Raw genomic sequence first — 13,298 nt, forward strand, 5'->3', positions numbered from 1 at the left:
TTCGTTCGGGGAACGGCGTTGGAGACCCTGTCCCCGGCGGGCCGACGTCACCGGCCCTTCGGGCTTCCCTGCGCTGCTCGCGACGGGCGGGGTCTCGCAGAACTCGCTTCGCTCAAACAGCTGCGAGCCCTGATCCGCCCGTCGCTGCGCTGCTCGGCGGCGCCTCAACGGCCCGCCGGGAACAGGGCCCCCAACGCCGTGGACACGCACAGGGCGAATACCCCACGACCGAGCCCGGTGTGCGGTGCGGGGTGGGCGCCCCCTCTGCGCCGCCGAGGAGCGCAGCGTTTCGCGGACAAGGGCTCGCAGCTGTTTGAGCGAAGCGAGTTCTGCGAGACCCCGCGAAATGCGAGCACCGCAGGGGAGCCGCGAAGCGGCCGGTGCAGTGGGGGCGACCGCACCGTGCCGCATACCGGGCGCTCTCCCAAAGGTAGCGAACAGGACACTCATGCCACCACCCTTCTCAAACTGCTCACGTCGTCCACAGTCCCGAGATAAGCCTCGATCACACGTGCATCAGCCTGCACCTCACGCGGCGTGCCCGTAGCCAGCACCTCGCCCTGGTTCATAGCAAGCACGCGATCCGACACCTTCGACACCAAGGACATGTCGTGCTCGACCATCAACACCGATACGCCCAGCTCATGCTGGATGTCCTGAATCCAGAACGCCATGTCGGCCGTCTCTTCGACATTGAGACCGGACGACGGCTCATCGAGCAGCAGCAGCTTGGGCTCGGTGCACAGCGCACGCGCCAGCTCCACCACCTTGCGCACGCCATAGGGCAGCCCCGCCACCATCGAGTCGCGATGGTGCTGCAGGTCCAGCAGCTCGATCACCTGCTCCGCCTTCTCGCGCGCCGCAATTTCGGCGCGCCGCGTGGCCGGCGTGAAGAACACTTCGCTCCAGAACCCCGTCTGCCGGTGCGTGTGCCGGCCGATCAGCAGGTTGTGCAGCACCGTCGCATGCTCGAAGAGTTCGATGTTCTGGAAGGTGCGCGCAATGCCGAGCGCGGCAATCGCGTGCGGCGCCTGCTGCGTCAGCGCGATGGCGCTTCCCGCCTCGCCATGCCACGTGATCTCGCCGGTGGTCGGCGTGTAGATGCGGCTGATGAGGTTGAACACCGTCGTCTTGCCCGCGCCGTTCGGGCCGATCAAGGTGAAGACCTCGCCGCGCCGCACGTCGAAGCTCACCTTGTTGACCGCGAGCACGCCGCCGAAGCGAACGCTCAGGTCCTTGGCCGACAGGAGGATGTCGTTGCTGCTGTTGCTGCTCATCTCAGTCGATCCGACTTGGTGAACGACTTCTGCCGCTTGAACAAGCCCCTGCGGTAGAACGGAAAGAGCTGCAGCCAGGTGCGGATCTTCAGCCAGCGGCCGTACAGCCCCAGCGGCTCGAACAGAACGAACGCAATCAGCACCAGGCCATACACCAGCCCCTGCAGGCCCGGCGCCTGGCCGATGACCGCCGGCAGCCAGTCCTTGCCCATCGAGATCAACTGCGGCATCGCGATCAGGAAGATCGCCCCGAGGAACGCGCCGTGCACCGAACCCAGCCCGCCGATCACCACCATCAGCAACAGGTCGATCGACTGCAGGATGCTGAACTGGTCGGGCGAGATGAAGCTCAGCTTGTGCGCGTACAACGCACCGCCCAAACCTGCGAGCGCCGCCGAGATCGCGAACGACATCGTCTTGTAGCGCGCGAGATGGATGCCCATGCTCTGCGCCGAGATTTCCGAATCGCGGATCGCGACGAAGGCGCGCCCTGTCGGAGAACGCAGCAGGTTCAGGATGCCCAGCGTGGCCAGCACCGCCACCACCAGGCACAGGAAGTAGAAGCCGTCGCCCGAGCCCAGCGACCAGCCGAAGAGCTGCGGCGACTTCACGTGCAGCCCCGCGTTGCCGCCCGTCACGCTCTCCCAGCGCGCGAACACCTCTTCGACGATGAAGCCGAAGGACAGCGTCGCGATGCCCAGATAGATGCCCTTCACGCGCAGCGCCGGCAACGCCACCACCACGCCCACCGCCGCCGACAGCGCCGCAGCGGCAACCAGCGCCAGCGGGAACGGCACGCCCAGGTTCGTCAGCACGCCTTGCGTGTACGCCCCCGCCCCCAGAAAGGCCGCATGCCCGATGGAGAACTGCCCTGTGAACCCCGCAAGCAGCATCAGCCCCAAACCGACGATGCCGTAGATCAGCACGAAGGTCAGTTGCGCCAGCCAGTATTCGTCGATGACCCACGGCGCCGCGATGAGGAATGCGATGAGCAGGCTGTACCAGAGCACATGCCCGCCGTGCCGCGCGAGGCGGATGTCCTGGTCGTAGCTGGTCTTGAAGATGAAGCGCATATGAGACTTACACCTTCTTGCGCAGCTTCTCGCCGAACAATCCGTTGGGCTTGATCATGAGCATCAGCAGCACCACGATGTACGGCGCCGTGTCCTTGAAACCATCGGGCAGGTAGAAGCCCGCGAACGACTCGACGATGCCGATGATCAAGCCACCGACGATCGCCCCCGGCAGGCTGCCGAAGCCACCCACCACCGCTGCAGGAAAGGCCTTGAGCCCGATGAAGCCCATGTTCGCGTGCACGAAGGTGATGGGCGCGAGCAGCATGCCGGCAATGGCCGCGACGGCCGCCGCCAGCCCCCACACCAGCCCATTGAGCCGCTTCACCGGAATGCCCATGTAGTAGGCCGCGAGCTGGTTCTGCGACGAGGCCTGCATCGCGATGCCGAGCTTGCTGTAGCGGAACATCGCGAACAGCAGCGCGCAAAGAATGGCCGTGGCAATGATGATCGCCAGTTGCTCGAGGTTGACCACCAGCTCGCCCAGTTTCCAGATCTGGTCCTTGTAGGGCACGGCCAACGTGTGGGTCTCGGTGCCGATGCCCGGCACCATCGTGATGATGCCGCGCGCCACGTACGCAATGCCGATGGTGAGCATCACGATCGAGAACTGCGGCTGCCCCAGGATCGGGCGGATCACCACCAGCTCCAGCAGCACGCCGAAGGCCGCCATCGCCACCACCGCGAGGATGGCCGCGAGCCAGAACGGCATGCCGAACAGCGACATGCCCGCGAACGCGCCGAAGGCACCGAGCATCATCAGGTCGCCCTGCGCAAAGCTCACCGTTTCGGTGGCCTTGTAGATCAGCACGAAGCCCAGCGCGATCAGGCCGTAGATGCAACCTTGTGCAATGCCCGACAGCAGGAGTTGGAGGATCTGCATGGGGCCCCTGTGTGCTTACTGTCGGAAGCCACCGGCCGCGTCATGCAGCGCGAGGCGGCGCGAGCCGGCCACGATGTCGCTGGGCTTGAGGCCGTAGACCTGGCGGATCGAATGGCTGAAGTGCGTCGAATCGGGGTAGCCGGTATCGAGCGCGATGTCGGTCAGCGTGGCGCTCTGGTGCACGTAGCGCAGCAGGCTGCGCGCACGCTTCCACGCCCTGAAGGCACGGAACGCCATTCCAGTCTCTTGCTTGAACAGGTGCAGGAAGCGCGAGAACGACAGGTTCACCGAGGCCGCGCAGTCTTCGGCCGAGGTGGGTGCGGCCGGGTCGGCGTTGATGGCGTCGATGACCTTGCGGATGCGCGCATCGAGCGTGCGCGGTGCAAGCGCTTCACCAAAGAACACCGTATCGAAATCGAACCCGTCGAAGCTCAGCATGCGGCCCGAAGCGGCGAGCAGTTGCGCATGGGCATCGCGCACGCGCTGCGCGAACTCGGGGGCGTCGACGGGCCCGCAGTGCTGCATGAAGGCGGGCATGCGCCCGGGGTCGACCGATTCGGATTCGATCAGCAGGTTGAAGATCAGCGGGCATGCGCTCTCGACACGGTGCGGCACATGCGGCGGCACCACGATCAGCTCGCCCGATTGCCATGCCCCGCCGCCGATGCGGATGCGGTTGGGCGGCGCGCCGGTGGGCGACACGTACACGCCGTGGCCACCCATGGTGCGCTCGGCGGCCGCGCCGAGCAGCCCGGCGTAGAACACGCGCTGCGGCACCAGCCACATCAGGCGCTCGCCCTGCCGTGCGTCGCCGCTGTGAGGCGGCGCCGTCCTTGTTCGCTGCATGGTATTTGTCTCCTGCATCGTTCAACTGCCAACCGGGGGGTGGCGTCGCGTTCGCTGGATCGTAGCGGCGCGAGCCGGCTGCGCGGCACCCATTTGCGCGGGGACTTTCCCTAGGCCGCAGCGAAGGCGCGCCGCAACTCAGTGGCGCAAAGCGCCACGGCGGTGTTGGCCTCGTCGAGCACCTTGCCCATGGGGATGAAGCCATGGATCTGCCGCTCGAAGCAGACGTACATCGCGCGGTTGCCGGCGGCGGTCAGGGCTGCGGCGTAGGCCAGCCCTTCGTCGCGCAGCGGGTCGTAGCCGGCCGTGATCACCAGCGCCGGCGGCAGCTTCGACAGGTCGGGGTGCAGCAGCGGCGAAGCGCGCCAGTCGAGGTCGTGCTTCGGGTCGGTGATGTAGTGGTCGTGGAAGTACTTGATGGTGTCGCTGGTCAGCAGATAGCCCTGCCCGTTGCTCTGGTGCGAGGGATGCACGCGGCGCATGTCGGTGGCCGGATAGATGAGCAACTGGAAGGCGATGGGCAGGTCGCCCGCGTCGCGTGCGGCGATCGACACCACGGCCGCGAGGTTGCCGCCGGCGCTGTCGCCGCCCACGGCGAGACGGCTCGCATCGAGCCCCAGCGCCGCGGCCTCGCGGCGCACCCAGCGGGTGGCGGCGAGCACGTCGTCGAAGGCGGCGGGAAAGCGGTGCTCCGGGCCCATGCGGTAGTCGACCGCGACCACCGCGCAGCCGGCGCCGTTGGCCAGCTCGCGGCACAGCACGTCGTGCGTGTCGAGGTCACCGATGACCCAGCCGCCGCCGTGGTAGTACACCAGCACCGGCAGCGGGCCAACGCCCGAGCCGAGCGGCCGGTACAGGCGCACCGGGATGGTGCCGTGCGGGCCGTCCGCTGCGAGGTCGCGCACTTCGGCGACTTCCGCGGGCAGCGGCTGCGTGGCGGTGCGCCGCTCGCGGTAGAAGGTCCGCGCATCGGCGGGCGACAAAGTGTGGGTCGGCGGGATGCCGCGCGCCTCGATGAAGTCGAGCAAGGCGCGCGCCTGGGGATGCAGCATGGTGTCTCCGGTGGGTCGAGCAAACGCCCAGTGTGGAGTGCATCGCGCATGCGGGGTATCCGCATGCACCCGCATCCACCGGCGTTCTTGCAGGAGCCCGCACCATGCATGCGCCTGCGCGGCGCGGCTTGCGAAAACTGGCTACGGCTGTCGCGTGCGTCCCGATACTCGGGGGCTCAGGCCTTGCGTGGCTTCACGCGCGAGGCGGCTTCCTTGGCAAGCTTGCGGGCCGTGTCGGTGTCGGCCGCATGCACCAGCGCCACGCCCATGCGGCGCTTGACGAAGCTCTCGGGCTTGCCGAACAGGCGGATGTCGCTGCCGGGCACCTGCAGCGCCTCGGCCACGCCGTCGAAGGCGATGCCGGTGGCATCGACGCCGCCGTAGATCACCGCGCTGGCGCCAGGGCTCTTGAGCGAGGTGTCGACCGGCAGGCCGAGGATGGCGCGCGCATGCAACTCGAACTCGTTCTGCCACTGCGTGGCCATGGTCACCATGCCGGTGTCGTGCGGACGCGGGCTGACTTCGCTGAACCAGACTTCGTCGCCCTTCACGAACAGTTCGACGCCGAACAGGCCCTGCCCGCCCAGGTCGGCCGTGACGGCCTGCGCGATCTGCTGCGCCTTCTGCAGCGCGGCCGGTGCCATGGGATGCGGCTGCCAGCTTTCCACATAGTCGCCGCTCACCTGCACGTGGCCGATGGGGTCGCAGAACTTCGTTTCCACGGTGCCCGCCGCATCCTTGGCGCGCACGGTGAGCAGCGTGATCTCGTAGTCGAAATCGATGAAGCCCTCGACGATCACGCGGCCGTGGCTCACGCGGCCGCCGGCCATGGCGTAGTCCCAGGCCTTCTGCACGTCGGCGGGGCCGTCGATCTTGCTCTGGCCCTTGCCGGAGCTGCTCATCACCGGCTTGACGATGCAGGGGTAGCCGATGCCTTCGTCGATGGCGGCCTGCAGCTCGGCCAGCGAGTCGCAGAACTTGTAGGGGCTGGTCGGCACGCCCAGCGTTTCGGCGGCCAGCCGACGGATGCCTTCGCGGTCCATCGTGAGGCGGGCGGCGCGGGCCGTGGGAATGACGCGCACCACGCCCGCGTCTTCGAGCTGCTGCAGCATCGGCGTGGCAATGGCCTCGATCTCGGGCACCACCAGCGTGGGCTTTTCGGCCTCGATGAGCGCCTTGAGCGCCTCGGGATCGCTCATGGTGATGGTGCGCGCATGGTGCGCCACCTGCTGGCCGGGGGCGTTCTCGTAGCGGTCGACCGCGATGGTCTCGACGCCCAGGCGCTGCAGGGCGATCAGCACCTCCTTGCCGAGCTCACCGGAGCCGAGCAGCATCACGCGGGTGGCGGAGGGGGAAAGAGGGGTGCCGAGGGTGGTCATGGTCGAAGTCGAAAAAGGGGGAAGAAAAAGCAACCGCCGCACTGTAAGCCACCCGTGTCACGCGCGGCAACGGCGCCCCGACGGGGCTGATTCACAATCGATGTCCTGCCGCGGTGGCGCCCCGGTGCGCCACCCGCTCCCCGCATTCTTTTTTGTTTTCTCTCAAGGAGTTTTCTCATGGCTATCCAGACCGTCGGCATCATCGGTGCCGGAACAATGGGCAACGGCATCGCGCAGGCCTGCGCGGTGGCCGGCGTGAACGTGGTGATGGTCGACATCGCCCAGGCGGCCGTCGACAAGGGCCTGGCCACGGTGTCGGGCAGCCTCGACCGCCTGATCAAGAAAGAAAAGCTCACCGTCGAGCAGAAGACCGCCGCGCTGGCGCTGATCAAGGGCTCGACCAACTACGACGACCTGAAGAGCGCGCAACTGGTCATCGAGGCCGCCACCGAGAACCACGCGCTCAAGCTCAAGATCCTCAAGCAGGTCGATGACATGCTGGCACCCGAGGTGATCATTGCGTCGAACACCTCGTCGATCTCGATCACACAACTCGCGGCCGCCACCTCGCGCCCCGACCGCTTCATCGGCATGCACTTCTTCAACCCGGTGCCGATGATGGCGCTGGTGGAACTGATCCGCGGCTACCTCACGAGCGACGCCACGCACGACGCGGTGAAGGCACTGGCCGAGACGCTGGGCAAGTCGCCGATCACGGTGAAGAACGCGCCGGGCTTCGTGGTCAACCGCATCCTGGTGCCGATGATCAACGAGGCTTTCTTCGTGCTGTCCGAAGGCATCGCGACCGCCGAAGACATCGACGCCGGCATGAAGCTGGGCTGCAACCAGCCCATCGGCCCGCTGGCACTGGCCGACATGATCGGCCTGGATGTGTGCCTGGCCGTGATGGAGGTGTACCTGGAGCAGTTCGGCGATTCGAAGTACCGCCCCTGCCCGCTGCTGAAGGAAATGGTCGCCGCCGGCCAGCTCGGCCGCAAGACCGGACGCGGCGTCTACACGTACTGAGCCTCACAACAAGAACAACAACCCGGAGACAAAGACTCAATGACCGCCACGCCCACCACCCCACCTGCAGAAGGCTGCATCGACACCCAGGTGCTCGACCACGTGCTGCTGATCGGCATCAACCGCCCGGCCAAGCGCAACGGCTGGACGCCGCCGATGTTCAAGCAGCTGGCCGAGGCCTACACCCGCCTCGATGACGACCCGACGCTGCGCGTGGGTGTGCTGCATGCCTTCGGCGACCACTTCACGGCGGGCCTGGATCTGCCGGCGGTGACCGAATACATGAAGCGTGGCGAAAAAGCGATTCCCGCCGGGCTGGTGGAGCCGCACGACTTCGGCCTGCCCGGCTACCGCCGCCGCACCAAGCCGATGGTCGTGGCCGTCAAGGGCATCTGCTTCACGGTCGGCATCGAGCTGATGCTGGGCGCGGACATCGTGGTGGCGGCCGACAACTGCCGCTTCTCGCAGATGGAAGTGCAGCGCGGCATCATGGCCACGGGCGGCGCCACGCTGCGCATGGCCGAGCGCGCGGGCGTGGGCAACGCGATGCTGCACCTGCTGACGGCCGACGAGTTCGACAGCGCCGAAGCCTATCGCCTGAACTTCGTGCAGAAGGTGGTGCCGGCCGGGCAGGAGCTGGACGCGGCACTGGCCATTGCGCAGCGCATCGCGGCGCAGGCACCGCTGGCGGTGGTGGCCACGCGGCTCAACGTCATCAAGGCCGTAGAGCAGGGGCCGCTCGCGGCGGTGGCGGAGTTCATCGACACACAGAAGCGGCTGTCGAACAGCGAGGACGCGGCGGAAGGCGTGCGCTCTTTCGTCGAGCGCCGTCCCGCGCGCTTCAGCGGCCGTTGATGCAGTTGTCGATGAACACCCCAGGACAAACCACCATGACCTTTTTCGCACGCACGGCGCTTGCCGCCGCCTTCACCCTGCTTGCCGTGAACATCTCCAACGCCCAGACGCCCGCGCCCGCCGCGCTGCCCGACCCCGTGGCCACCTCGGTCGAGGCCATGGGCTGGATGAAGGGCTTTCCGCCCGCACCCGACAAGCTCATCACCTTCGACAATCCGGTCGGCGGCGTGTATCCGCGCACGCGCTGGAGCTTCTCGCACGTGCGCGAGACGGTGCCGACCGCCAACGTGTGGCGCGGCCCCGGCGCGGCCAGCCCGCTGCCATCGGCCGCACCGCGCTTCGACATCGAGAAGGTCACGTTCAAGCCCCTGGGAGGCACAGGCGACGCGACGACGATGAACTTCGCCCAGATGATTTCCGGCACCTACACCGACGGCATCCTGGTGATGCACCGCGGCAAGGTGCTCTACGAGAAGTACTTCGGCGCGCTCTCGCCCGAGCGGCCGCACATCGCGATGTCGGTCACCAAGTCCTTCGTGGGGACGCTGGCCGCCATCCTCGCGGACGAAGGCAAGCTGGACCCGGCCGCGCCGGTCACCAAGTACCTGCCCGAGATGAAGGACACGGCATACGGCGACGCCACCGTGCGCCAGGTGATGGACATGACGGTCGGCGTGCACTACTCCGAGAACTACGCCGACCCGAAGGCAGAGATCTGGGACTACGCGCGCGCCGGCGGCATGCTCACCCAGGGCCAGAACTACACCGGCCCGAAGTCGTTCTACGAATTCCTCGTCACGCTGAAGAAGGAAGGCGAGCACGGCGATGGCTTCGCCTACAAGACCGTCAACGCCGAGGTGCTCGCCTGGATCGTGCGCCGCGCGAGCGGCCAGTCGCTGGCCGACCTGCTGAGCGAGAAGATCTGGCGCCGCATCGGTGCCGAGCAAGACGCCTACTTCATGGTCGACCGCATCGGCACCGAGTCGGGTGGCGGCGGCCTGAACACCGTGCTGCGCGACCTGGCGCGCTTCGGCGAGACCATGCGCAACGACGGGCGCGCGTCCAACGGGCAGCAGGCGATTCCGAAGGCGGTGGTGGAAGACATCCGGCGCGGCGGCGACCCGGCCAAGTTCGTCAAGGCCGGCTATGCGCTGCTGCCGGGCTGGTCGTACCGCGACATGTGGTGGGTGTCGAACAACCCGCACGGCGCCTACATGGCGCGCGGCATCCACGGCCAGAGCATCTATGTGGACCCGAAGGCCGAGATGGTGATCGTGCGCTATGCCTCGCACCCGATCGCGGCCAACGGCGGCAACGACCCGCTGACCTTGCCTGCGTTCCAGGCGATGGCCGAAGCGTTGATGCGCTGATGCGCCCCTGAGCCTTCCTTGCGGCTCAGGTCCTGGCGCGTTCGCGGGCGATGACCAGAAGCCCGTCCATGATCAGGCTCTCGACCAGCTCGAAGTGCCCGTTCATCACGGGCGCCATCTTCCAGCCAGCGCCGCCGGTCATGTAGCAGGCCGGCTCGGCGCCGCAGTGCGAGCGCACGTGCTGCACCATGCGCTCGACCGCGCCGGCAATGGCGTAGGTGCCGCCGCTGGTCAATGCATCGCTGGTGTTGGTGGGAAATTCGCGCACCTCGCCGGTGGGCACGTGCAGGCCCGCCGTGCCCGACTCCAATGCGCGCAGCATGATGCCGTGGCCCGGCAGGATCAGGCCGCCGAGAAACTTGCCGCTGGCGTCGATCGCCTCGACGGTGACGGCCGTGCCGATCATCACCACCACCATCGGCCGCGCCGGCCCTTGCGCGAGCATGCGGTGGCGCGCGCCGATCATCGCCACGAAGCGGTCGGCGCCCAGGCGCGTCGGATGGTCGTAGCCGTTCACGATGCCGGCCTCGCCAGCGCTCGACACCACCCAGCGCGGCGTGCAGTCGAAGCGCTCGACGATCTGGTCTTCGGCGCGGCGCCGCAGGGTGTCGCCGGCCACCACGCAGCCCAGCATGGAGCCGGGTGCGGGCAGGTCGGCCCAGGGGCCGTCGGCGAGCCGTTCGATGTGGTCGAGAAATTCCGCGCCCTGCGCCTGCAACGCAGCGCCGGGATGGGCTCCGTCGTAGAGCGCCCATTTGAGGCGGGTGTTGCCGATGTCGATTGCGAGGAAGGGGGATGCCATGCGCCGGATTATTGCGACTTTGTTGTTATTCCTGCTGGCACGTCTTTGACACACGCGGCATGGGCCTACGCCGGCCCACCGCGTTCGGCCACTACATTCGCAAATTCCATCCACCACGGCACAAGGAGAAAACCATGGGATTGCTGAGTTTCATCAAGGAAGCCGGTGAAAAACTGTTCGGCGGATCGTCGGCGCAAGCCGCCACGCCCGACGCGAACGTTGCCGCCGCAGCCGCGATCAAGACCTACATCGAGACGCAGAACCTCGGGCTCACGGGCCTCGAAGTGACTTACGTTGCAACCAGCGGCGTGGTCACGCTCGCCGGCCAGGCGCCCTCGCAGGAAGCCAGCGAAAAAGCTTCGCTGGCGGCGGGCAACGTGGCCAACGTGACGAGCGTGGACAACAACCTCGTCGCACCGGCTGCGCCGCCAGCGCAGTACCACGACGTGGTGAGGGGCGACACGCTGTCGGCCATCTCGAAGAAGTACTACGGCGACGCCAACAAGTACAACGCGATCTTCGAAGCGAACAAGCCGATGCTGACGAGCCCGGACAAGATTTATCCGGGGCAGAAGCTGCGGATTCCGCCGTTGAGCTGAGCCTCCTTCCGCCCTTCCAAGAAAGCCCGCAGCATGCTGTGGGCTTTTTTGTTTTTACCGGCGGTCCTTATCCTGTTTGCACTCAGACGAATACCGGCCGCTCCCCGCAAGGGTCCGCCGCGCCCCATCAGGCAGCACCGGTTAAGCTGCGCCCGGCGTAAGAATGCGTTAACGACTTAGTAGATGAACCCCCAAGCCCTCTCGTCCTTTATTTGGTCTGTCGCGGATCTGCTGCGCGGCGACTACAAGCGATCCGAATACGGGCGCGTGATCCTGCCCTTCACCGTGCTGCGCAGACTGGATTGCGTCCTTGAAGCGACCAAGACTGCCGTCCTGAAAGAACTCACTGCCAAGACAACAGCGGGCCTGAATCCCGAGCCTTTTCTGCTGCGCAAGACCGGCGAACGCTTCTACAACACCTCTGCGCTGGACCTCGTGAAGTTGCTGGGTGACCAGGACAACATCCGCAAGAACCTGAGCGACTACGTCCGTGCCTTTTCGCCCGCGACACGCGACATCTTCGAACGCTTCGACTTCTACACCCAGGTCGAGCGACTGGCCAAAGCTGACTTGCTCTACCTCGTCACCGAGAAATTTGCCAATATCGACCTGCATCCCGAAGTGGTGGACAACGCCAGCATGGGTACGGTGTTCGAGGAGCTGATCCGCAAATTTGCCGAAGGCTCCAACGAGACAGCCGGGGAACACTTCACGCCGCGCGAAGTCATCCGCCTGATGGTGAACCTGCTGTTCATCAACGACGACGAGGTGCTCACACCCGGCACCGCCGTCGTTCGCACCATCTATGACCCGACCGCCGGCACCGGAGGCATGCTCTCGATCGCCGACGAGCACCTGCAGGAGCACAACCCGCAGGCACGACTGACCATGTACGGCCAGGAACTCAACGACGAGTCCTACGCCATCTGCAAGGCAGACATGCTCATCAAGGATCAGGATGTGACCAACATCGTCGCTGGCAACACGCTCAGCGACGACGGCCACGGCGGCCGCAAGTTCGACTACATGCTCTCCAATCCGCCCTTCGGCGTGGAGTGGAAGAAGGTCGAGAAGGCCGTGCGCCAGGAGCACGAGAACAAGGGCTTCGACGGCCGCTTCGGTCCCGGCCTGCCACGCGTAAGCGACGGCTCCATGCTCTTTTTGATGCACCTGCTATCGAAGATGCGTCCCGCCAAGGACGGCGGCAGCCGCTTCAGCATCGTGCTCAATGGCTCACCGTTGTTCACCGGCGGCGCCGGCAGCGGCGAGAGCGAGATCCGTCGCTACGTACTGGAGAACGATCTGGTGGAGGCCATCGTCGGCCTGCCCACCGACATGTTCTACAACACAGGCATTGCCACCTACGTCTGGATTCTGTCCAACAAGAAGCAAGCCGAGCGCAAGGGTCGTGTGCAGCTTATCGACGCCAGCGGCTTCTGGCAGAAGATGCGCAAGAGCCTGGGCTCCAAGCGCAAGGAGATGAGCGACGCACATATCGCCACCGTCACGCGCCTATTCGGCGAATTCGCCGAGGCCGATTTGGTCACGGTCTTCGACGCCGCAGGTCGGACCTCGGGCGAGCCACAGCTGATCACTAGCACCGACAACATGCCCATCGCCCCCGAGGGCGGCAAGCTAAGGCGCGTGCCCATCTCGCGCATCTTCAAGAATGAGGACTTCGGCTACACGACCATCACCGTCGAGCGGCCACTGAAGGACGAGGCCGGCAAGCCGGTGCTCGGTGCGAAGGGCAAGCAGAAGGGCAAGCCCCAATCCGACAGCGCGCTACGCGATACCGAGAACGTGCCGCTGGACGAAGATATTCAGGCCTACTTTGAGCGCGACGTGCTACCCCACGCGTCCGATGCCTGGATCGATGAAGAGAAGAGCAAGGTCGGCTACGAGATTCCATTCAATCGCCACTTCTACGTCTTCGAGCCACCGCGCAGCCTGCACACCATCGACGAAGAACTGAAGGCCGTCTCGGCCAGCATCATGAAGATGCTGGAGGAACTGGCGGAATGAGTTTGTCAGAGTACTGCGAGCACAAGGACAGTGGGGTCGCTGGGTTAGGACAGATACCGTCCCATTGGAGCGTTCCACCGCTCTATCTACGCTATCAAGCCGACCTTGGAA

General features: G+C 66.1%; 12 protein-coding genes. 5 read left to right on the forward strand and 7 right to left on the reverse strand.

Annotated elements, in window-relative coordinates:
* Positions 1-446: 446 nt before the first annotated feature.
* From ACSFB7_RS25210 to purT, 6 genes are all read right to left on the reverse strand, one after another.
* A complete protein-coding gene (locus tag ACSFB7_RS25210) occupies positions 447-1,277 on the reverse strand; it encodes an ABC transporter ATP-binding protein (protein WP_435475008.1) in 831 nt (276 codons plus the stop codon).
* Positions 1,274-2,350 carry a branched-chain amino acid ABC transporter permease gene (locus tag ACSFB7_RS25215; RefSeq protein ID WP_435475010.1) on the reverse strand — a complete coding sequence of 359 codons (1,077 nt, stop codon included), beginning with the start codon at positions 2,348-2,350 and terminating at the stop codon, positions 1,274-1,276. The genes ACSFB7_RS25210 and ACSFB7_RS25215 overlap by 4 nt, the downstream gene beginning before the upstream one ends.
* Positions 2,351-2,357: 7 nt before the next feature.
* Positions 2,358-3,233 carry a branched-chain amino acid ABC transporter permease gene (locus tag ACSFB7_RS25220; protein WP_435475012.1) on the reverse strand — a complete coding sequence of 292 codons (876 nt, stop codon included), beginning with the start codon at positions 3,231-3,233 and terminating at the stop codon, positions 2,358-2,360.
* A 15-nt stretch (positions 3,234-3,248) separates the two neighbouring features.
* A complete protein-coding gene (locus tag ACSFB7_RS25225) occupies positions 3,249-4,079 on the reverse strand; it encodes a helix-turn-helix domain-containing protein (protein WP_435475014.1) in 831 nt (276 codons plus the stop codon).
* A gap of 110 nt (positions 4,080-4,189) precedes the next feature.
* Positions 4,190-5,131, reverse strand: coding sequence for an alpha/beta hydrolase (locus tag ACSFB7_RS25230; RefSeq protein WP_435475016.1), 942 nt, complete (start codon positions 5,129-5,131; stop codon positions 4,190-4,192).
* Positions 5,132-5,307: 176 nt separating this feature from the next.
* Complete coding sequence (purT, locus tag ACSFB7_RS25235) at positions 5,308-6,510, reverse strand: formate-dependent phosphoribosylglycinamide formyltransferase (RefSeq protein WP_435475018.1); 1,203 nt, start codon at positions 6,508-6,510, stop codon at positions 5,308-5,310.
* Between the two features lie 177 nt (positions 6,511-6,687).
* Here purT and ACSFB7_RS25240 point away from each other — a divergent pair, with 177 nt between their 5' ends.
* The 3 genes from ACSFB7_RS25240 to ACSFB7_RS25250 are packed head-to-tail and all read left to right on the forward strand — an operon-like array spanning position 6,688 to position 9,761.
* Positions 6,688-7,536, forward strand: coding sequence for a 3-hydroxybutyryl-CoA dehydrogenase (locus ACSFB7_RS25240; protein WP_435475020.1), 849 nt, complete (start codon positions 6,688-6,690; stop codon positions 7,534-7,536).
* A gap of 39 nt (positions 7,537-7,575) precedes the next feature.
* Positions 7,576-8,391: a crotonase/enoyl-CoA hydratase family protein gene (locus ACSFB7_RS25245; protein WP_435475022.1), complete on the forward strand. Its 816-nt coding sequence runs from the start codon at positions 7,576-7,578 to the stop codon at positions 8,389-8,391.
* Positions 8,392-8,426: 35 nt separating this feature from the next.
* On the forward strand, positions 8,427-9,761 hold the full coding sequence (locus ACSFB7_RS25250; RefSeq protein ID WP_435475024.1) for a serine hydrolase domain-containing protein: 1,335 nt from the start codon (positions 8,427-8,429) through the stop codon (positions 9,759-9,761).
* Between the two features lie 25 nt (positions 9,762-9,786).
* On the opposite strand, the gene ACSFB7_RS25255 is transcribed toward ACSFB7_RS25250, so the two are convergent.
* Positions 9,787-10,563 (reverse strand): type III pantothenate kinase, encoded by a 777-nt coding sequence (locus ACSFB7_RS25255; protein WP_435475026.1) that lies wholly within the window; start codon positions 10,561-10,563, stop codon positions 9,787-9,789.
* Positions 10,564-10,697: 134 nt separating this feature from the next.
* Here ACSFB7_RS25255 and lysM point away from each other — a divergent pair, with 134 nt between their 5' ends.
* Both lysM and ACSFB7_RS25265 read left to right on the forward strand, forming a co-directional pair.
* Positions 10,698-11,162, forward strand: coding sequence for a peptidoglycan-binding protein LysM (gene lysM, locus ACSFB7_RS25260; protein WP_435475027.1), 465 nt, complete (start codon positions 10,698-10,700; stop codon positions 11,160-11,162).
* Between the two features lie 183 nt (positions 11,163-11,345).
* The gene (locus ACSFB7_RS25265) at positions 11,346-13,187 is read left to right on the forward strand and encodes a type I restriction-modification system subunit M (RefSeq protein WP_435475029.1); all 1,842 of its coding nucleotides are present in this window, start codon (positions 11,346-11,348) and stop codon (positions 13,185-13,187) included.
* The last annotated feature ends 111 nt before the right edge of the window (positions 13,188-13,298 follow it).

The organism is Variovorax raffinosi (assembly GCF_051216615.1).
GTDB lineage: Bacteria > Pseudomonadota > Gammaproteobacteria > Burkholderiales > Burkholderiaceae_C > Variovorax.

What these genes read in the sequence shown, in the direction of transcription:
- ACSFB7_RS25250 (WP_435475024.1), top strand. Translation starts at nt 8,427, where the DNA reads ATGACCTTTTTCGCACGCACGGCGCTTGCCGCCGCCTTCACCCTGCTT.
- ACSFB7_RS25255 (WP_435475026.1), bottom strand. Translation starts at nt 10,563, where the DNA reads ATGGCATCCCCCTTCCTCGCAATCGACATCGGCAACACCCGCCTCAAA.
- ACSFB7_RS25245 (WP_435475022.1), top strand. Translation starts at nt 7,576, where the DNA reads ATGACCGCCACGCCCACCACCCCACCTGCAGAAGGCTGCATCGACACC.
- ACSFB7_RS25215 (WP_435475010.1), bottom strand. Translation starts at nt 2,350, where the DNA reads ATGCGCTTCATCTTCAAGACCAGCTACGACCAGGACATCCGCCTCGCG.
- ACSFB7_RS25240 (WP_435475020.1), top strand. Translation starts at nt 6,688, where the DNA reads ATGGCTATCCAGACCGTCGGCATCATCGGTGCCGGAACAATGGGCAAC.
- ACSFB7_RS25220 (WP_435475012.1), bottom strand. Translation starts at nt 3,233, where the DNA reads ATGCAGATCCTCCAACTCCTGCTGTCGGGCATTGCACAAGGTTGCATC.
- ACSFB7_RS25210 (WP_435475008.1), bottom strand. Translation starts at nt 1,277, where the DNA reads ATGAGCAGCAACAGCAGCAACGACATCCTCCTGTCGGCCAAGGACCTG.
- ACSFB7_RS25230 (WP_435475016.1), bottom strand. Translation starts at nt 5,131, where the DNA reads ATGCTGCATCCCCAGGCGCGCGCCTTGCTCGACTTCATCGAGGCGCGC.
- ACSFB7_RS25265 (WP_435475029.1), top strand. Translation starts at nt 11,346, where the DNA reads ATGAACCCCCAAGCCCTCTCGTCCTTTATTTGGTCTGTCGCGGATCTG.
- ACSFB7_RS25225 (WP_435475014.1), bottom strand. Translation starts at nt 4,079, where the DNA reads ATGCAGCGAACAAGGACGGCGCCGCCTCACAGCGGCGACGCACGGCAG.
- purT (WP_435475018.1), bottom strand. Translation starts at nt 6,510, where the DNA reads ATGACCACCCTCGGCACCCCTCTTTCCCCCTCCGCCACCCGCGTGATG.
- lysM (WP_435475027.1), top strand. Translation starts at nt 10,698, where the DNA reads ATGGGATTGCTGAGTTTCATCAAGGAAGCCGGTGAAAAACTGTTCGGC.